General features: G+C 74.3%; 17 protein-coding genes. 11 read left to right on the top strand and 6 right to left on the bottom strand.

Going from position 1 to position 18,849, the window contains the following annotated elements:
* Window positions 1-2: 2 nt before the first annotated feature.
* A complete protein-coding gene (locus tag GQ466_RS09105; protein WP_161102243.1) occupies window positions 3-854 on the top strand; it encodes an SDR family NAD(P)-dependent oxidoreductase in 852 nt (283 codons plus the stop codon).
* A 2-nt stretch (window positions 855-856) separates the two neighbouring features.
* Here the strand turns inward: GQ466_RS09105 and GQ466_RS09100 are convergent, their stop codons facing one another.
* Complete coding sequence (locus tag GQ466_RS09100; protein ID WP_161102242.1) at window positions 857-1,405, bottom strand: PadR family transcriptional regulator; 549 nt, start codon at window positions 1,403-1,405, stop codon at window positions 857-859.
* A gap of 243 nt (window positions 1,406-1,648) precedes the next feature.
* Here GQ466_RS09100 and GQ466_RS09095 point away from each other — a divergent pair, with 243 nt between their 5' ends.
* Window positions 1,649-1,969: a hypothetical protein gene (locus GQ466_RS09095; RefSeq protein ID WP_161102241.1), complete on the top strand. Its 321-nt coding sequence runs from the start codon at window positions 1,649-1,651 to the stop codon at window positions 1,967-1,969.
* Window positions 1,970-2,356: 387 nt separating this feature from the next.
* Entirely contained in the window at window positions 2,357-2,707 is a 351-nt protein-coding gene (locus GQ466_RS09090; RefSeq protein ID WP_237417623.1) for a cupin domain-containing protein, read from the top strand.
* A gap of 60 nt (window positions 2,708-2,767) precedes the next feature.
* On the opposite strand, the gene GQ466_RS09085 is transcribed toward GQ466_RS09090, so the two are convergent.
* Window positions 2,768-3,655, bottom strand: a complete 888-nt coding sequence (locus GQ466_RS09085) for a universal stress protein (RefSeq protein WP_161102239.1) — start codon at window positions 3,653-3,655, stop codon at window positions 2,768-2,770.
* Window positions 3,656-3,885: 230 nt separating this feature from the next.
* On the opposite strand from GQ466_RS09085, the gene GQ466_RS09080 reads away from it, so the two are divergent.
* From GQ466_RS09080 to GQ466_RS09060, 5 genes are all read left to right on the top strand, one after another.
* The gene (locus GQ466_RS09080) at window positions 3,886-4,500 is read left to right on the top strand and encodes a TetR/AcrR family transcriptional regulator (RefSeq protein WP_161102238.1); all 615 of its coding nucleotides are present in this window, start codon (window positions 3,886-3,888) and stop codon (window positions 4,498-4,500) included.
* Window positions 4,501-4,593: 93 nt separating this feature from the next.
* On the top strand, window positions 4,594-5,922 hold the full coding sequence (locus GQ466_RS09075) for a CNNM domain-containing protein (RefSeq protein WP_161102237.1): 1,329 nt from the start codon (window positions 4,594-4,596) through the stop codon (window positions 5,920-5,922).
* Complete coding sequence (locus tag GQ466_RS09070; RefSeq protein ID WP_161102236.1) at window positions 5,919-6,941, top strand: CNNM domain-containing protein; 1,023 nt, start codon at window positions 5,919-5,921, stop codon at window positions 6,939-6,941. The genes GQ466_RS09075 and GQ466_RS09070 overlap by 4 nt, the downstream gene beginning before the upstream one ends.
* Window positions 6,942-6,979: 38 nt before the next feature.
* Complete coding sequence (locus tag GQ466_RS09065; RefSeq protein WP_161102235.1) at window positions 6,980-7,219, top strand: RNA polymerase subunit sigma-70; 240 nt, start codon at window positions 6,980-6,982, stop codon at window positions 7,217-7,219.
* The gene (locus GQ466_RS09060) at window positions 7,220-7,762 is read left to right on the top strand and encodes a Clp protease N-terminal domain-containing protein (protein ID WP_161102234.1); all 543 of its coding nucleotides are present in this window, start codon (window positions 7,220-7,222) and stop codon (window positions 7,760-7,762) included.
* 7 nt (window positions 7,763-7,769) lie between these two features.
* On the opposite strand, the gene GQ466_RS09055 is transcribed toward GQ466_RS09060, so the two are convergent.
* Together GQ466_RS09055 and gndA are read right to left on the bottom strand one after the other, a co-directional pair.
* Window positions 7,770-10,274: a DUF3516 domain-containing protein gene (locus GQ466_RS09055; protein WP_161102233.1), complete on the bottom strand. Its 2,505-nt coding sequence runs from the start codon at window positions 10,272-10,274 to the stop codon at window positions 7,770-7,772.
* 42 nt (window positions 10,275-10,316) lie between these two features.
* Entirely contained in the window at window positions 10,317-11,747 is a 1,431-nt protein-coding gene (gndA, locus tag GQ466_RS09050) for an NADP-dependent phosphogluconate dehydrogenase (protein ID WP_161102232.1), read from the bottom strand.
* A gap of 139 nt (window positions 11,748-11,886) precedes the next feature.
* Here gndA and GQ466_RS09045 point away from each other — a divergent pair, with 139 nt between their 5' ends.
* Both GQ466_RS09045 and GQ466_RS09040 read left to right on the top strand, forming a co-directional pair.
* A complete protein-coding gene (locus GQ466_RS09045) occupies window positions 11,887-12,639 on the top strand; it encodes a beta-phosphoglucomutase family hydrolase (protein WP_161102231.1) in 753 nt (250 codons plus the stop codon).
* Window positions 12,636-15,035, top strand: a complete 2,400-nt coding sequence (locus tag GQ466_RS09040) for a glycosyl hydrolase family 65 domain-containing protein (RefSeq protein WP_161102230.1) — start codon at window positions 12,636-12,638, stop codon at window positions 15,033-15,035. Before GQ466_RS09045 ends, GQ466_RS09040 begins: the two co-directional genes overlap by 4 nt.
* 10 nt (window positions 15,036-15,045) lie before the next feature.
* Here the strand turns inward: GQ466_RS09040 and soxR are convergent, their stop codons facing one another.
* Entirely contained in the window at window positions 15,046-15,621 is a 576-nt protein-coding gene (soxR, locus tag GQ466_RS09035; RefSeq protein WP_161102229.1) for a redox-sensitive transcriptional activator SoxR, read from the bottom strand.
* Window positions 15,622-15,701: 80 nt separating this feature from the next.
* On the opposite strand from soxR, the gene GQ466_RS09030 reads away from it, so the two are divergent.
* A complete protein-coding gene (locus GQ466_RS09030; protein WP_161102228.1) occupies window positions 15,702-16,184 on the top strand; it encodes a Tautomerase enzyme in 483 nt (160 codons plus the stop codon).
* Here GQ466_RS09030 and GQ466_RS09025 read toward each other — a convergent pair.
* Window positions 16,181-18,688 (bottom strand): AAA family ATPase, encoded by a 2,508-nt coding sequence (locus GQ466_RS09025; RefSeq protein ID WP_161102227.1) that lies wholly within the window; start codon window positions 18,686-18,688, stop codon window positions 16,181-16,183. The genes GQ466_RS09030 and GQ466_RS09025 overlap by 4 nt on opposite strands.
* Window positions 18,689-18,849: the final 161 nt, after the last annotated feature.

Here is an 18,849-nt window from a genome sequence, read left to right as displayed (position 1 = left end):
CCATGAGCGAGCAAAAATCCATCCTGGTCACCGGGGCCGCCGGCGGCATCGGGGCGGGGATCGTCACGGCCCTGGCCGAGCGGGGTCACACCGTCTACGCGGGGGTCCGCGCGGACACCAACGTCTTCGACGGCCTGGCGAACGTGCGCACCGTCCGCCTCGACGTGGCCGACCCGGCGAGCGCGTCCGCCGCCGCCCGGCTGATCGCCGCCGAGCTGGACGGACGCGGACTGGCCGCCGTCGTCAACAACGCCGGGCTCATCGTGCAGGGGCCGCTGGAACTCGTCCCGCCCGCCGATCTGCGCCGCCAGTTCGAGGTCAACACGTTCGGGCCGGTGTTCGTGGCCCAGGCGTTCCTGCCGCTGCTGCGGGCGGCGCGCGGACGGATCGTCAACATCAGCGCGCCCACCGCGCGGATGCCGTTCCCGATGCTCGGCGCCCTGTCGGGCAGCAAGGCCGCGCTCGCGTCGATGTCGGAGGCGCTGCGCGGCGAGCTGCTCGCCTGGGGCGTCCCGGTCGCGCTGGTCGAGCCGGGCAACACGGCGACCGAGATCTTCGCCCGCGCGGCGGCGGCGGACGCCGCGGCGCTCGCGGCGGCCGATCCCGAGCGCGCGCGTCTCTACGCCGCGCACCGGACGGCCTTCGAGCGGGCGGCGGAGCGGCGGCGGCCGGCGGCGGTGGACGCGACGGCCCGGGTGGTGGTGCGGGCCGTCGAGGCGCGCAGGCCGCGGCGGCACTATGCGGTGTCCGGCGAGGTGCGGGCCGTCGGGCTGCTGCTGCGTCTCCCCTACGCGGTGCGGTCCCGGCTCGTCCGGCGCGCGCTGGGCCTGCACGCGGTCCCGGCGGGCGGCTGACCCTAGCCCTGCCCGCCCGGCGGCGCGGCGGCCGGCGGACGGTCGGCCGCCCACCGCGCCCAGTCCGCCAGGGCGTCGAACAGCCGGACGGCGGCCTCGATCGTCACCCGCATCGACTGGACGGGCGGCGCGTCCCCGAACTCCCCCGCGTCCTTGCGGGCGGCGTACGCGCGGTAGGCCTCGGCCATGCCCGCGTAGTACTCGGCCTCCCGGGCGAGGTGGCGGTTCAGCTCGTCCGGGTCCATGAGCCAGAAGAAGAGGGAGCGCAGGAGCGGCTGGAGGCGCATCGTGCGGTCGACGTCCTCCTCGGCGAGCCAGTGCCGCAGCGCGGCGAGGCCGTCCCCCGTGATGCGGTAGGCGGTGCGTCCGCGCGGCCCCTGGCTGTCGACCTCGATCAGGCCCTCGGCGGTCAGCCGGCGCAGTTCGGCGTAGATCTTCGGGTGCTGCGCGGGCCAGATCGAGCTCAGCACCTCCTGGAAGCGCCGGGCCAGGTCGTACCCGCTCGCCGGTCCCTCGGCGAGCAGGCCGAGCAGGCCGTAGCGCAGCGACATCGGGCCCCCTCACGAATCGGGATCGGGCCTTTCATCTTGGCACGCGGTGGGCGGGCGTCATCCGCGGGGCGGACGGGGTCGGCGGTGCGGATGAGGCGCGAGGGAAAGGGCGGGCTGACCGCGAGGCGGTAGTTCCGGCACTTCACACCACTCTCTGCCTGCACCTATTCCCCTTCCGTAGTCAAACGACTACGTTCTGCGGTGAGACGTGGCAGACCGCCACGGTTCACATCGGGAGGACCCATGAGGATGCGCAGGATTCTCGTCGCGTCGGCCGTCGCCGCCGCCACGGGGCTCGCGCTCGCCGCTCCGGCCTCGGCGTCGCCGTGGCCCAACGGACCGCACCGGCCGCACGGACACCACGTGTACCAGCACCCCTACGGCCCGCACCGGCCGTACGCGCCCGGCCACCACGAGCACGGCCGCCCCTACGGCCAGCCGCACGGCCGCCCGCACGCGCACCACGGCCCGTACGTGCACCGCGGCCCGGCACGCCCGGGCCTCCCGTCGAGCACCGGCGTCGTCCACGGCCCCGGCGGCCACCACGGCTACGTCGCCCCCTGACACCTCCCGCCGGAGCGGCCACCCGGCCGCTCCGGCCCCCACACCGCCCCGACGAGCTGGACGCAAGCTGGACGCGACGAGCTGAGCGCGACGAGCTGGACGCGACCATGCCGGCGTGACGCGGTGTGCGCGAGGAAGTGAGCATGAGGAAGTGAGCACGAGGGAGCGTGCGCGAGGAAGTGAGCACGAGGGGGTGAGCGCGAGGAGGTGAGCGCAACGAGGTGAGCGCAAGAAGGTCGGCGCGGCGATGCCGACGCGACCGTGCCGGTGCGACCATGAGGCGTGACCTCAAGCAGCGAGACCTCGGCGGGCGACGCGGCCTGGCATGCGCGCATCGAGCATGTGCGAGGGCGTGATCTCACGCCGGACACGGCGCAGACGTCCGGGATGGTGAGATTCGAGGCGGTCTCTGGAAAGACCGTGGGCTCGGAGCGGCTGTGGATGGGCCGCACGCACGTCGCGCCCGCGACCGGTTCCGGCGACCACCACCACGGGGAGGCCGAGACGGCGATCTACGTGGTGTCCGGCCGTCCGGTGTTCGTGTTCGCCGACGGCGACGCGGAAGTGCGCGTGCAGACCGAGCCGGGCGACTACATCTTCGTGCCGCCCTACGTGCCGCATCGCGAGGAGAACCCGTCGCCGGACGAAGAGGCCGTCGTCGTCATCGCCCGCAGCACGCAAGAGGGCATCGTGGTGAACCTGCCCAGCCTGTGGGCGGAGGTCGAACGGCCCGCCTGAACCGGCGCGGCGTGCGGGCGGCGTTGAACGGGCTGCCCGGTCCGGTGGAACGCGCGTGGGTCATTCGTAGGGTTCGGTGCGGGATGTCACGACGGCTACCGGGCAATGGGCGTGGTGCAGGACGCCGTGGCTGATCGAGCCGAGCAGCATGGAGCGCATCCGGCCGAGGCCGCGGGCGCCGACGACGACCAGGTCGGCCTCGTGGGAGCGTTCGGCCAGGGCGTGGACGGGGTGGTCGCGGACCAGGACGTCCACCACGTCCACTTTGGGCCGCTGTTCGCCGAACTCGCGGCGCACGTCGCTCATCTGGGCGCGGAGCGAGTCCTCGACGCCGTCGATGTCCACGAAGCGGCCGGACGCCACCAGCGACGGCGCCGCGTGGAAGCCGCAGACGATCCGCAGCCGCGCGCCGCGCAGTTCGGCGGCCTCGTAGGCGTATTCGAGGACGTCGTGGGTCCGCTCGGACAGGTCCACGCCCGCGATCACCTCGTGGTGCCCGCCCTCGGGCGGCTTCTCGCCGCGCACGACGACGACCGGTCCGGCGGCCCGGCCCGCGACGCGCAGCGCCACCGAGCCGAGCATCATCCCGGCGAACCCGCCGAGGCCCCGGCTGCCGATGACGGTCTCGAACGCGCGCGGCGACTCGGCGAGCAGCGCCCGCACCGGGTCGGCGGTCAGCGCCTCGCCCGAGACGCTCAGTCCCGGCTGGCGGTGCGCGGCGATCGCGCGCGCCTCCTCGATCACCTTGGTGCGACCGTCGCCGAGTTCGCGGCCCTCGGGCCGGTCGGGCGGCGACTCCACGCCCATCGGCCATTCGCCGTCGGCGTAGAGCACGTGCAGTTCCCGGCCGCGCCGCGCGGCGTCGTCGGCGGCCCACTCGACGGCGCGGGCGCCGCCCGGCGATCCGTCCGTCCCCACGAGGACCGGGCGGTGCTCGTTCCCTGCCATGATCGTCCTCCCAGCCCGGGCACGCGTGCGCTCGCCCGTCGCTGATCGGCTACCCGGCGGGCCGGGGTCGCGGACGGACCCCGCAGGTGTCTTGCCGGAAGATTGACCGGCTTGTGAATCTGGTGCCCGCCCCCGGAGCACCCCGGTGGCCGCGGCCGGACCGCCGCCGGAGCCGCCCGGACGTCCCGCGTTCGGCGGTCGGCCGGGACCGCCGACGCTACGCTGAAGCGATGACGCAGCCGAAGGCCCCGTGGGCGGCCCGCACCGCCCGGGCCGGCCGCGACCACGAGACCCGGACGCTCCTGCTCGCCTGCGCCGCGAAGGTCTTCGCCCGGCTCGGCTACGCGCGCACGACCGTCGCCGACATCACGGCCGAGGCGCACGTGTCCCGCGCGACGTTCTACGTCTACTTCGCCTCCCGCGCGGACGTGTTCCGCGCCATCGCGGGACGGGTCCGCGACGCGTTCCTCGCCGCCCACGAGATCCCCGACGCGGGCGGCCCGGACGTCCTCGCCCGCGCGTCGATCGCCGCGTTCCTCACCGCCGCCGCCGAGCACCGCGAGCTGCTGACCGTCCTCGAACACCAGGCGCTCGCCGATCCCGCGATCGCCGCGATCATGACGGAGATCCGGGAGCGTCCGCTGCGCCGCAGCACGCGCTACGTCGAACGGCTCGCGGCGCGCGGCGAGGCGCGTCCGGCCGCGTCGCCGCGCGCGGTGTCGGAGGCCGCGTACGCGATGATCGACCGGTTCGCCCGGACGATCGACGGCCCGGCCTCGTTCGAACGGGCGCTGGACGACGTCACCGCGATGTACCTCCGCCTTCTCTTCCCCGACCGTCCCTGAGCGCCCGCGCGGGTCGTGCCCTGCGGGAAACGGGGTAAGGATCTTGGTACGCGGGTGAGGAGGGTGCATGGTGACCGGTGAGGGGCCGCGCGGGTGAACGCCGGCCTCGGGCTGCTCGCGGTGCTGGTGCTGACGGCCGCGACGGGCTACTTCGTCGCCCAGGAGTTCGCGTTCGTCACCGCCGACCGGCTGGAGCTGGAGCACCGCGCCCGCGACGGCGACCGGCGCTCCGCCCGCGCCGTCGAGGTGATGAACCGGCTGTCGTTCATGCTGTCGGGCGCGCAGCTCGGCATCACGGTGACGGCGCTGGTCGTCGGTTTCATCGCCCGGCCCGCCCTCTCCGGGCTGTTCCGTCCGGCGCTGGACGCGCTGGGCCTGCCCGCCGCGATGGCGGACGGCGCCGGGGTGGCGCTCGGGTTCGTCCTCGCGACGATCGTGCAGATGGTGCTCGGCGAGCTGTTCCCGAAGAACCTCGCGCTGGCCCGCGCCGAACCGCTCGCCCGGTTCCTCGCGGCGTCCACGCTCGCCTACCTGGCGGTCGCGGGGCCGCTGATCCGGCTGTTCGACGCGGCGGCGAACCGGCTGGTGCGCGCGGCCGGGATCGAGCCGGTCGAGGAGCTGCACCACGGCGCGACGCTGGAAGAACTCGGCCACATCATCGGCGAGTCCGGCGAGCAGTTGCAGGAGGGCCACATCGACCTGCTGGAACGCGCGCTGGTGTTCTCCGAGCGCAGCGCGGAAGAGGTCATGGTCCCGCGCGTGGACGTCGTGACCGTCGCGGCGGGCGACATGGCCGACGCGCTCAGCGAGGTGATCATCGCCAGCGGCCACACCCGCTACCCGGTCGTCGGGACGGGCGTGGACGACGTCGTCGGCATCGTCGGCCTGGACGAGCTGATCACGCTGAGCCCCCAGGAGGCCGCGCGGACGACCGTCCGGTCGCTGGCGCGGCCCGCGCTCATGCTGCCGTCGACGCTGCCGCTGCCGGAGGTCGTCGCGCAGCTCCAGGCGATGCGCGCCCCGCTGGCCTGCGTCGTGGACGAGTACGGCGGCTTCGCCGGGCTGCTGACCTGGGAGGACGTCGCCGAGGAACTGGTCGGCGAGATCTCCGACGAGAACGAGCCGATCGAAGAACTCGCGATCCGCAGCGGCGAGTGGTGGACGATCGACGCGGGCCTGCGCATCGACGAGGCCGCCCACGAGACGGGCGTCGAGCTGCCGCGCGGCGACTACGAGACCGTGGCGGGGCTGCTGCTGAAACGGCTCGGCCGGGTCGCCGAGCCGGGCGACGTGGTGGACGTCGAGCTGGCGGCCCGGCTGGACGAGCCGCCGCTGCACGCCGTGGTCGAGGTCATGACCGTCCACCGGCACGTGCCCGAGCTGGTGCGGATCCGCGTCGAGCCCGCCGGGGACGCGTCGTGAACCTCGGGATCGGCGCCCCGGTGACGCTGGCGCTGCTGGCGGGCAACGGGTTCTTCGTCGCGGCGGAGTTCGCGCTCGTCGCGGCCAAGCGGCCCCGGCTGGAGCGGGACGCGGCGGAGGGGTCGCGCGCCGCCGCGTCCGCCATCGCGGGGATCCGGGAGCTGTCGCTGATGCTCGCGGGCGCGCAGCTCGGCATCACGATGTGCTCGCTCGGGCTCGGCCTGGTGTCAGAGCCGGTGATCACCGACGCGCTGCTGCCGCTGTTCCACGCGGTCGGGCTGCCACGCGCGGCGGGGCACGCGGTGGCGTTCGTGCTGGCCCTCGCGCTCGTGACGTTCCTGCACATGGTCGTCGGGGAGATGGCGCCGAAGTCGTGGGCGATCGTCCGGCCGGAGCGGTCGGCGGAGATCCTGGCGCCGCCGTTCCGCGCGTTCACCCGCGTCGTCCGGCCGGTGCTGACGACGCTGAACGCGGTGACGAACCTGCTGCTGCGCGCGATCGGCGTCCGGCCGCGCGACGCGGCGGAGATCTCCCGGACGCCCGAGCAGCTCCGCGACCTCGCCGAGGAGTCGCGGCGCCTCGGGCTGATCGACGAGGCGGACCTGCGGGTGCTGACGGCCGCGCTGGACGCCCCGCGCGCGTCGCTGAAGGGCCTGGTGGTGCCGCTGGCCGACATCATCGCCGTCCACGAGAGCGCGTCGCCGCAGGAGATCATCGACACGGCCGCGCGGACGGGCCGGACGCGGCTCATGGTGCGCGGCGCGGGCACGCCCCGGATGGTCCACGTCCGGGACGCCTACCTGGCGCGGGCGCGCGACCGCGACACCCCGGCGGGCGAGCTGGCGCACCCGGTCCCGATGCTGCCGGAGCGGACGCCGGTGGCCGCCGCCGTCGCGGACCTGCGGGCCGCGCACAGCAACCTCGGGCTGGTCGCGGACGCGGCGGGCCGCCCGGTGGGGCTGATCAGCCTGGACGACCTGCTGGCCACCCTGCTCGTCCACCGCCAGCCGTCAACATGAGTTGACACCGCACCGCCCGTCAACCTAGATTGACGGCCATGAGCGATGGAGCGACGCTCGCCCGCGAGGCGAGCAGCGGGGACCCGGCGGTGGGCCTGCGCGCCGTCCGCGCCCTGCGGGAGCTGGCCGACCGGCTGGAGTCCTTGCAGGTCGCGAACGCCCGCGACCACGGCTGGTCCTTCCAGGAGATCGCGGTCTTCCTCGGCGTCAGCCGGCAGGCCGTCCACAAGAAGCACGGGAGCGGCGGCAGCCGCCGCCCGTCCCGCAGGGAGGACTGAATGTTCGAGAAGTTCGCGCAGTCCGCCCGCGAGGCGGTCGTGCAGGCGCAGCAGGCGGCCCGCGCCACCGGCGCGCGGCGGCTCGGCACCGAGCATCTCCTGCTCGCCCTCGCCGACGGCGACAGCGAGGCCGCCGAGGCGCTGCGCGCGGCGGGCGCCACCCCGATCCGGCTCCGCGACGCCGTCCAGCGCGAGGACGACGTCCTGGACGCCGAAGCCCTGCGCTCGATCGGCGTGGACCTGGCCGCCGTCCGCGAGGCGGCCGAAGCCGCGTTCGGCCCCGGCGCCCTAGACGCCCCCGCGTCCCGGCCCCGCCGCAGCGGCAAGCACGTCTCGCTCACCCACGAGGCGAAGAAGTCCATCGAGAACGCGCTGCGCCTGTGCCTGCGGACGGGCGGCCGACGCATCGAGGCCGAGCACCTGCTGCTCGCCGTCCTCATGGACGGCCGCTACGCCTCCGTCCTGCTGCTGATCGACGAGGGCGTCGACGTCCCCGTCCTCGCCGCCGACGTCACCCGCCGCCTGGAGGCCCGCGCCGCGTGACCCAGGGTCAGAGGCGGTCCACTGCCAGGACGCGGAGGACCGCCTCGCCCGCTTCGTCGGAGCCCGCCAGGTCGATTTCGGCGCTGATGCCCCAGTCGTGGTCGCCCGCCGGGTCGTCGAAGACCTGGCGGACGCGCCACAGGCCGTCCGCCGGGACCTCCTCGATCTGGAGGAGCTTGGGGCCGCGCGCGTCCGGTCCGGTGAGCAGTTCGTCGTGTTCGGAGTAGTAGGCGTCCATCGCGTCGGCCCACGCGTCCGCGCCGAACTCCGGGTCGAGGGCGCCGAGGTCGGAGTAGCGTTCGAGCGCGGCCAGTTCGACGCGGCGGAACAGCGCGTTGCGGACCAGCACCCGGAACGCCCGCGCGTTGGCCGTGACGCGGGTGACGCGCTCCTCGACGATCTCGTCCGGCGACGCGGCCGGGTTGGCGAGCTGCTCCCACTCGTCCAGCAGGCTGGAGTCCACCTGGCGGACCAGCTCGCCCAGCCACTCGATGAGGTCGATGAGGTCGTCGTTCTTGATCGACTCCGGGACGGTCTGCTGGAGCGCCTTGTACGCCCCCGACAGGTACCGCAGGACGAGCCCTTCCGCTCGCGCCAGCTCGTAGTACCCGATGTACTCGGTGAACGTCATCGCCCGCTCGTACATGTCGCGGACGACCGACTTCGGGCTGAGCGGGTGGTCCCCCACCCACGGGTGCCCAGCCCGGTACACCTCGTACGCCGCCTCCAGCTCCTCTTCCAGCGGCTTGGCGTAGGTGACGTCCTGGAGCAGTTCCATCCGCTCCTCGTACTCGATCCCTTCGGCCTTCATCGCCTGGACGGCCTCGCCGCGCGCCTTGTTCTCCTGCGCGGCGAGGATCTGGCGCGGGTCGTCCAGCGTCGCCTCGATCACCGACAGGACGTCCAGCGCGTAGCTCGCCGAGGACGGGTCCAGGATCTCGAACGCGGCGAGCGCGAACGTCGACAGCGGCTGGTTGAGCGCGAAGTCCTCCTGGAGGTCCACGGTGATGCGCGCCCAGCGGCCCTGCGCGTCCGGCTCGGGCAGCGACTCGACCACTCCCCCGGCCAGCAGCGACCGATAGATCGCGATGGCGCGGGAGATGTGGCGGCGGCGCGCGGCCGGGTCCTCGTGGTTGTCGGTGAGCAGCCGCTTCATCGCCTGGTAGGCGTTGCCGGGACGCGCGATCACCGACAGCAGCATCGCGTGGCTCACCTGGAACCGGGACCGCAGCACCTCGGGCGCGGCGGTCTGGAGCTTGGCGAACGTCTCGGCGTCCCAGCCGACGAAGCCCTCCGGCGCCTTCTTGCGCTGGACCTTGCGGCGCTTCTTCGGGTCGTCCCCGGCCTTGGCGAGCGCCTTCTCGTTCTCCACGACGTGCTCGGGGGCCTGCGCGACGACGAACCCGACGGTGTCGTAGCCGGCGCGTCCGGCGCGGCCCGCGATCTGGTGGAACTCGCGGGCGCGCAGGCGCCGCACGCGCGTCCCGTCGTACTTGGACAGGGCGGTGAACACGACCGTCCGGATCGGGACGTTCACCCCGACGCCGAGCGTGTCCGTCCCGCAGATGACCTTGAGCAGCCCGGCCTGCGCGAGCCGTTCCACGAGCCGCCGGTACTTCGGCAGCATCCCGGCGTGGTGGACGCCGATGCCGTGCCGGACGAACCGCGACAGGTTCCGCCCGAACTTCGTCGTGAACCGGAACCCGCCGATCAGCTCGGCGATCCGCGCCTTCTCCTCCTTGCTGCACACGTTCACGCTCATCAGCGACTGCGCCCGCTCGATCGCGGCGGCCTGCGTGAAGTGGACGAGGTAGATCGGCGCCTTGCGCTCGGCGAGCAGTTCCTCGATCGTCTCGTGCAGCGGCGTCACGCGGTAGTCGTAGATCAGCGGGACGGGCCGCTCCGCCGACGACACCACGGCGGTGGGACGCCCGGTGCGGCGCGTCAGGTCGGTGCGGAAGAACTCGACGTCCCCGAGCGTCGCCGACATCAGCAGGAACTGCGCCTGCGGCAGCTCCAGCAGCGGGATCTGCCAGGCCCAGCCGCGCTCGGGCTCGGCGTAGAAGTGGAACTCGTCCATGACGACGACGCCGATGTCGGCGTCCGCGCCGTCGCGCAGCGCGATGTTGGCCAGCACCTCGGCGGTGCAGCAGATGATCGGGGCGTCGGCATTGACGGACGCGTCGCCGGTCATCATCCCGACGTTCTCGCGCCCGAACATCTCGCACAGGTCGAAGAACTTCTCCGAGACGAGGGCCTTGATCGGCGCGGTGTAGAACGCGACCTCCTCGCGGCCGAGCGCGGTGAACAGCGCGCCCGCCGCGACGAGGCTCTTGCCGGACCCGGTGGGCGTGGCGAGGACGACGTTCGCGCCGGACACGACCTCGATCAGCGCCTCCTCCTGCGCCGGGTACAGGGTGATGCCGCGGCCGGACACCCAGCTCTCGAACGCCGCGTAGAGCGAGTCGGGGCCGAGGTCGTCACCGGTGGGAAGCTGATCGAGGAGGGTCACCCCTCCATCCTGCCCCCGAACGCCCACTGCCCGCGCCACGCGTCAGGCGGTGACCTCGGAGCGGTCGCCGCCCCAGAGCGTGTGGAAGGAGCCGTCCCGGTCGGTGCGGCGGTAGGTGTGCGCTCCGAAGAAGTCGCGCTGGGCCTGGGTGAGCGCGGCGGGCAGGCGGCCGGCGCGCAGCGCGTCGTAGTAGGCCAGCGCGCTGGAGAACCCGGGCGCGGGGATGCCGGCCCGCGCGGCGGCGGCGACGACCGAGCGCCACGCGTCCTGCGCGTCGCCGAGGGCCTGCGCGAAGTGCTCGTCGGTGAGCAGCGTCGGCAGGTGCGGGTCGGCGGCGTAGGCGGCGCGGATGCGGTCGAGGAACCGGGCGCGGATGATGCAGCCGCCGCGCCAGATCGTCGCCATCGCGCCCGCGTCGATCTCCCAGCCGTACTCGGCGGCGCCCGCCTCGATCTGGTGGAACCCCTGCGCGTAGGCGACGATCTTGGACGCGTACAGCGCCTTCTCGATCGCGTCGGCGAGGCCGGGCTCGGACGCGTCCGCCGAGTTCGGGCGCGGCCCCGGCAGCCCGGCCGCCGCCGCGCGCAGCCCGGTGTGGCCGGAGACCGAGCGGGCGAACACGGCCTCGGCGATGCCCGCGACGGGGACGCCGAGGTCCAGCGCGCTCTGGACCGTCCAGCGTCCGGTGCCCTTCTGCTCGGCACGGTCCAGGACGACGTCCACGAACGGCTGCCCGGTCGCGGGGTCGGCGTGGTCGAGGATCTCGGCGGTGATCTCGATGAGGTAGGACTCCAGCCGCCCGGTGTTCCAGGTGCGGAACACCTCGGCGATCTCGGCGGGCTCCAGCCCGACGGCGTGCCGCAGCAGGTCGTAGGACTCGGCGATGAGCTGCATGTCGGCGTACTCGATGCCGTTGTGGACCATCTTGACGAAGTGTCCGGCGCCGTCCGCGCCGACGTGGGTGCAGCACGGCGTGCCGTCCACGGTCGCGGCGATGTCCTCCAGCAGCGGGCCGAGCGACGCGTACGCCTCGGCCGACCCGCCGGGCATGATGCTCGGGCCGTTCAGCGCGCCCTCCTCGCCGCCGGACACGCCGGTGCCGACGAACAGCAGGTTGCGGCGGCGCAGGTCGGCCTCGCGGCGGCGGGTGTCGAGGAAGTGCGCGTTGCCGCCGTCGATGATCATGTCGCCGGGCTCCAGCAGCGGCGCGAACTCCTCGATGACCGCGTCCGTGGGCGCCCCGGCCTTGACCATGACGACGAGCTTGCGGGGCCGCTCCAGCGCCGCGACGAACTCCTCGGCGGTCTCGGTGGGGACGAACGTCCCCTCGTCCCCGAACTGCTCGACCAGCTCCCGGGTGCGCGCCGCCGTCCGGTTGTGGAGGGCGACGGCGTGGCCGTGCCGGGCGAAGTTGCGGGCCAGGTTCCGGCCCATGACCGCGAGCCCCGTGACGCCGATTTGTGCCTGCTCCATTGCATGCCTCCCCGTGTCCCTCCGGACCCTACCCGGGGCGCCCCCGGGCCGATCACGGCGAGTTCACGGGAATGCCCGCCCCGGCGGAGGGAAGAAGCGCAATCATCGGGGAGACGGGGCAGCCGACGAAAGTGAGACCATGCTGGGACTACCCGACGAGGTGACGGCCTGCCTGTTCGATCTGGACGGGGTCCTCACGCGGACGGCCGCGGTCCACGCCGCGGCGTGGAAGCGCATGTTCGACGCCTACCTGAAGGAACGGTCCGAGCGGACGGGTGAGCCGTTCCGCCCGTTCGACCTGCGCAACGATTACGCGACCTACGTCGACGGGAAGCCGCGCGCCGACGGCACGCGCTCGTTCCTCGCCTCGCGCGGCATCGAACTGCCCGCCGGCGCGCCGGACGACCCGCCGGACGCCGAGACCGTCGCCGGGCTCGGCAACCGCAAGAACGCGCTGGTGCTCGCGCTGATCGAGCAGGACGGCGTCGAGGTCTTCGAGGGCTCGGTCGCGTTCGTCCGGGCGGCGCGGGCGGCGGGGCTGAAGACGGCCGTGGTGTCGTCCAGCGCGAACACCGCCCAGGTGCTGCGCGTCACCGGCATCGAGGACCTGTTCGACGCCCGGGTGGACGGCGTCGTCGCCGCCGAGCGCAAGCTGCCGGGCAAGCCCGCGCCCGACACGTTCTTGGAGGGCGCGCGGGAACTCGGCGTGCCGGCGGCGCGGGCGGCGGTCTTCGAGGACGCGCTGGCGGGCGTCGAGGCGGGCCGCGCGGGGGCGTTCGGGTACGTCGTCGGGGTGAACCGGGTGGACGCCGAGCACGCCGCCGCGCTGGCCGCGCACGGCGCCGACCGCGTCGTGGACGATCTTTCCGAGCTGACGGGGGACGCAGGGTGAGCGACCAGGAACCGGAGCGGCCGCTGTTCCGGGTGGAGCCGTGGGTCGTCCGCGAGACCGACCTGCGGCTGGACCGGCTCGCGCAGACCGAGTCGGTGTTCGCGCTGTCCAACGGCCATCTCGGGCTGCGCGGCAACCTGGACGAGGGCGAGCCGCACGGGCTGCCCGGCACGTATCTGAACTCCTTCTACGAGGCGCGTCCGCTGCCGAGCGCGGAGGCCGCGTACGGCAACCCCGAGTCGGGGCAGACGGTCATCAACGTCACCAACGGCAAGATCATCCGGCTGCTGGTGGACGACGAGCCGCTGGACGTCCGCTACGGGCGCCTGCACCGGCACGAACGCGTCCTGGACCTGCGCGCGGGAACGCTGACGCGCGAGCTGGAGTGGACGTCGCCCGCCGACCGGACCGTCCGCGTCACGTCGGTGCGGCTGGTGTCGCTGACGCAGCGGGCCGTCGCGGCGATCTCCTACGAGGTCGAGCCGGTGGGTCATCCCGTCCGGGTCGTCGTGCAGTCGGAGCTGGTGGCCAACGAGGCGCTGCCCGAGGGCGACGGCCGGGACCCGCGCGGCACGGCCGCGCTGCGCGCCCCGCTCGTCGGCGAGGAGCACATGGCCGGGCACAACAAGGTCGTCCTCGTCCACGGCACGCGGGTCAGCGGGCTGCGGATGGCGGCCGGGATGGCGCACGAGATCGAGGCGCCGGGCCGGCTGTCGGTGGACGACGAGTCCAGCGAGGACGTCGGCCGCACCACGATCGCGACCCGGCTGGAGCCCGGGCAGAAGCTGCGGATCGTCAAGTACGTCGCCTACGGCTGGTCGGGGCGCCGGTCGCGGCCCGCGCTGCACGACCAGGTGGTCGGGGCGCTCGCGGGCGCGCGGCAGACCGGGTTCGACGGCCTGCTGGACGAGCAGCGCACCTACCTGGACGAGTTCTGGCGCGGCGCGGACGTCGAGGTCGACGGCGACGCCGAACTCCAGCAGGCCGCCCGCTTCGGGCTGTTCCACATCCTCCAGGCGGGGGCGCGCGCGGAGCGGCGGCTGATCCCGTCCAAGGGGCTGACCGGGCCGGGCTACGACGGGCACACGTTCTGGGACTCCGAGACGTACGTCCTGCCCGTCCTCACCTACACCCAGCCCGACGCCGCCGCCGACGCGCTGTCGTGGCGGCACATGACGCTGCCGCTGGCGTGCGAGCGCGCCCGCCAGCTCGGCCTGGACGGCGCCGCGTTCCCGTGGCGGACGATCCGGGGCCAGGAGTGCTCGGGCTACTGGCCCGCCGGGACGGCCGCGTTCCACATCAACGCCGACATCGCGGACGCGGTCGTCCGGTACGTGGACGCGACGGGCAACGAGCAGTTCGAGCGCGAGGTCGGGCTGGAGATCCTCGTGGCGACGGCGCGGCTGTGGCGCAGCCTCGGCCACCACGACGTCGAGGGCGTGTTCCGGATCGACGGCGTCACCGGCCCGGACGAGTACAGCGCCATCGCCGACAACAACATCTACACGAACCTGATGGCCCGCCGGAACCTCCAGGAGGCGGCGCGGATGGCGATGCGCCACCCCGACCTCGCCGACCGGCTCGGCGTGTCGTCGGAGGAGGCGGCGTCCTGGCGGGACGCGGCGGCGGCGATGTTCATCCCCTACGACGACCGGCTCGGCGTCCACCCGCAGTCGGAGGGGTTCACCAACCACGCGCCGTGGGACTTCGAGGACACGCCGCCGGAGAACTACCCGCTGCTGCTCAACTACCCGTACTTCGACCTGTACCGCAAGCAGGTGGTGAAGCAGGCCGACCTGGTGCTCGCGCTGCACCTCTGCGAAGAGGCGTTCACGGCGGAGCAGAAGGCCCGGGACTTCGAGTACTACGAGACGCTGACCGTCCGGGACTCGTCGCTGTCCGCGCAGACGCAGGCGGTGATCGCCGCCGAGGTCGGGCACCTGGAGCTGGCGCACGACTACCTCGGCGAGACGGCGCTGGTGGACCTGCACGACCTGAACGCCAACACCCGCGACGGCCTGCACATCGCGGCGCTCGCGGGCGCGTGGACGGGCCTGGTCGCCGGGTTCGGCGGGATGCGGGCCCGCGACGGGCTGCTGCGGTTCGCGCCCCGGCTGCCCGGCGGGATCAGCCGGCTGGCGTTCCGGATGCGGTACCGCGACAACCGGATCAAGGTCACGGTGACGGCGGACAAGGCCCGCTACGAGCTGCTAGAGGGGCCGGGGCTGAAGCTCGTCCACCACGCGACGGACCTGACGCTCGGCGACGAGCCCGCCGAGATCGCGATCCCGCCGCTGCCGCCGCGCGAGCCGCCGACGCAGCCCGCCGGGCGCGAGCCCGCGCCGCGCCGGATCGACCCGCGCGGGCACGAGGTGCGGTCCCCGGCGCCGTCCTGAGCGGGGACGGTCAGCAGGACGCGCAGCCGTCCGGCAGGGTCGGCTCCTTCGCGTCGGCAGGCTCGGGAGCCGGGCTGGGCGCCGCGCTGGGAGCCGGGCTGGGCGCCGCGCTGGGAGCCGGGCTGGGCGCCGCGCCGGTGAGCAGCCGGCGCGGCCCCGGCCCGTCGTCGCCGAGCCGGTCGTAGGGGTTGGCGAGGGCGCACTTCCTGATCGACAGGCAGCCGCAGCCGATGCAGTCGTCCAGGTCGTCGCGCAGCCGCTGGAGCTGGTCGATGCGGGCGTCCAGGTCGGCGCGCCACAGCTCCGACAGCCGCTTCCAGTCCGCCGACGTCGGCGTGCGGCCCTCGGGGAGCGTGTCGAGCGCGGCGCGGATGTCGCTGAGCGGGATCCCGACGCGCTGCGACACCTTGATGAACGCGACGCGGCGCAGCGTGTCCCGGGCGAAGCGGCGCTGGTTGCCCGCCGTCCGCCGGCTCTCGATGAGCCCCTTGGACTCGTAGAAGTGGAGCGCCGAGACGGCGACCCCGCTCCGTTCGGCGAGCTGCCCGACGGTCAGCTCGTTGACCCGGAATTCCAGACGCGACATGCCATCGGATCCTACGTTCCCCCGGCCGCGATCAGCCGGGGGCGATGAGCCGGGCCGCAGAGCCGGCCCAGGAGGCCGCGATGCCGATGCTCGACGTGTACGTCCCGGAAGGCGCCCTCGACCCCGACGTCGAGGACGAGCTGCTGCGCCGGATCACCGACGTGCTGATCACCCACGAGGGCTTCGACCCCGCCGATCCGGCGACGCGGGCGGCGTCCTGGGCGTTCCTGCACCGTCCGGCGGCGATCCGGGTCGGCGGCGAGCCCGCCGACGCGCCCCGGTACAAGATCGTCCCGTCCTATCCCGAGGGGCAGCTCGACGCGGACGGCCGGGCGGCGGTCGTCGCGGCGGTGACCGAGGCCGTCCTCGACGCCGAGCGCGGGCACTGGCCCCGCGACCCCGCCCGCGTCTGGGTGTTCCCCACCGAGATCCCCGAAGGGCACTGGGGCGGACGCGGAGGCGTCATCCCGCTCGCCGCCATCCTGAGCTTCACCGGCGACCCCGCGACCGCGGAGGCCCTGGCGGCCGAGCGGATCGCGCGCGCCCGCGCCGAGCGCGCCTAGGAGCCCGCGGGCTCGACGGAGATCGCGACGTCGTCGCCGGTCCGGTCGACGTGGACGGTGTCGCCCTCCGTCAGGTCGCCGCCGAGCAGCATCCGGGCCAGCGGGCCGTCCAGTTCGCGCCGGACGGTCCCGCGCAGCGGCCGGGCGCCCGCGCCGGGCCGGTGGCCGTGCTCGGCGAGCAGGTCGCGCGCCGCCTCGGTCACCTCCAGCCCGACGCCCTGCCCGGCGAGCCGGTCCTTCGTGCCGCGCACGAACAGGTCCACGACGGCGCGGAGCTGCGGATGGTCGAGGCGGGCGAAGACGATCGTCTCGTCCACGCGGTCGATCAGCTCGGACCCGAGTTCGGCGACGAGCAGGTCCAGCACCTCGTGCCGCAGGTCCGGGCTGTCGCGGCCCGCCTCCAGGACCCGCTGCCCGCCGACCCCGGTCGTCAGGACGACGATGGTCGTCCCGAAGTCGATCGTGCGGCCCTGCCCGTCGGTGACGCGGCCCTCGTCCAGCACGCGCAGCACCACCTCGCGGACGGCCGGGTGCGCGCGCTCGATCGCGTCCAGCACCACGACGCCGTGCGGGCGCCGCCGGACGGCCTCGGTGAGCTGCCCCTCCTCCTCGTAGCCGACGTAACCGGGCGGACGGCCGATGAGGCGCCCCACCGTGAACGCCTCCCCGTACTCGGCGAGGTCGATCAGCGTGAGCCGTCCGGACCCGCCGAACAGCACGTCGGCGAGCGCCCGCGCCGACTCGGTCTTGCCGACGCCCGGCGGCCCGACGAACACGAACGACCCGAGCGGGCGGTCGGGGTCGGCGAGCCCGGCGCGGGCGCGGCGGACGGTCTCCCCGATCGCCGCGACGGCCTGCTCCTGCCCGACGATCCGCTCGCCGATGTGCTCCTCCAGCCGGATCAGCCGCCCGCGCTCCTCCTCGGTGAGCCGGTCGACGGAGATCCCGGTCATCTGCGCGACGACGTCGGCGATGTCGGCGGCCGTCACCTCGGGCGCGCCCTCCGACACCGCGCCGTCGTCGTCGTGCTCGCGCCAGTCGCGGGGACGGCCGCGCCGCGCCCGGTCGAGCTGGGGCCGCAGCTCCTCGATCTCCATCCGGAGCCGTTCGGCGCGCGGGAAGTCCTCGTCGGCGACGGCCTGCTCCTTGTCGCGGTGCAGCGCGCCGAGCCGCTGCTCCAGCTCGCGGACGTCGTCGCGCGGCGACAGCGCGCGCAGCCGGACGCGGGCGGCGGCGCGGTCCAGGACGTCCACGGCCTTGTCGGGCTGGAACCGGCCGTGGACGTGCCGGCCCGACAGCCGCGCGGCGGCGTCGAGCGCACTGTCGGCGATCTTCACCTGGTGGTGCGCCTCGTACTTGTCGCGCAGCCCGGCGAGGATCTCGACCGTCCCGTCCGGGGTGGGCTCGGCGACCAGGACGGGCTGGAACCGCCGGTCCAGCGCCGCGTTGCGCCCGACGGCGCGGCGGTACTCGGCGGTCGTCCCGGCGGCGACGACGTGGACGTCCCCGTCGGCGAGCGCGGGCATGAGCAGGCTCGCGGCGTCCCCGGACCCGGCGAGCAGGTCGACGCCGTCCACGAACACCACGAGTTCGCCGGACGACGCGCGGATCTCCTCCAGCATCCGCGCGACGCGGTCGGCGGACTCGGCGCGGTTCCCGGCGGCGAGCCGGGACGGGTCGAGGTCGAGGACGCGCAGGTCCTTGAGCGGTTCGGGGACGGCGCCGTCCACGATCCGCTGCGCGACGCCCTCCAGCACCGAGGTCTTCCCGACGCCGGGCTCGCCGATGAGGCACGGGTTGTTGCGGGTGCGGCGGGCGAGGATCTCGACCGTCTCGGCGATCACCTCCTCGCGGCCGACGACCGGGTCCAGCGCGCCGGTGCGGGCGGCGGCGGTGACGTCGCGTCCGCAGGAGTCGAGCACCGGCGTCCGGGACGGCCCGGCGCCCTGCCCGCGCCCCGGCCCGCCGAGCGACGGACGGGCCAGCAGCGCGTTCTGGATCTCGTTGGCGGTGACGCCCTGCGCGCCGAGCAGCCGGACCGCCGGCGTGTCCGTCCCGGCGGCGGCGCCGAGCAGCAGGTGCTCGGGGCCGAGATACCCGGCCTCCAGCGCCCGCGAGACGCGCTGCGCGTCCAGCAGCGCGCGCTTGGCCGCCGGGGTCAGCGTGACGGGCGGATCGCCGGGTTCGCCGTCGACGAGGTCGCCGATGCGGGCCAGCAGCGCGTCCGGATCGGCGCCCGCCGCGCGCAGCAGCGCCCGCGCGGGGTCCTCCCGGGCCGCCGCGCCGAGCAGGTCCACGACGTCGAGGTCGGCGGCGCCGCGCCGGGCGGCGTGCTCCAGACCGCGCCGGACGAGGTCGCGGCCGGTGTCGCTGAGGAACCGGCCGAGGTCGGCGCGCCACGCCTCGGGCGCCTCGAACGGCCGTCCGGTCAGGGAGTCGAATCCGCGGAACGGGTCGCTGAACATCGAACCGGCCACGGCGTCCCTGCTGCTTGCGTCCCCCATGCGGACGGTCCTCGCCGCAGCCGCGCACGGATAAAACCAAGCATTCTCCCCCTTTCCCCCGGGGTCGGGCGCGGGATTTTACCCCCGGCGGCCCGATCGCTCTGTCGTCGTGTCCGGGCTTTTTCCGGAACCGGCCGTCCGCGCGGAAGCGGACGGCCGTT

The organism is Actinomadura rayongensis (genome assembly GCF_009831215.1).
Lineage (GTDB): Bacteria > Actinomycetota > Actinomycetes > Streptosporangiales > Streptosporangiaceae > Spirillospora > Spirillospora rayongensis.
This window is presented reverse-complemented; position numbering and strand designations above follow the sequence as displayed.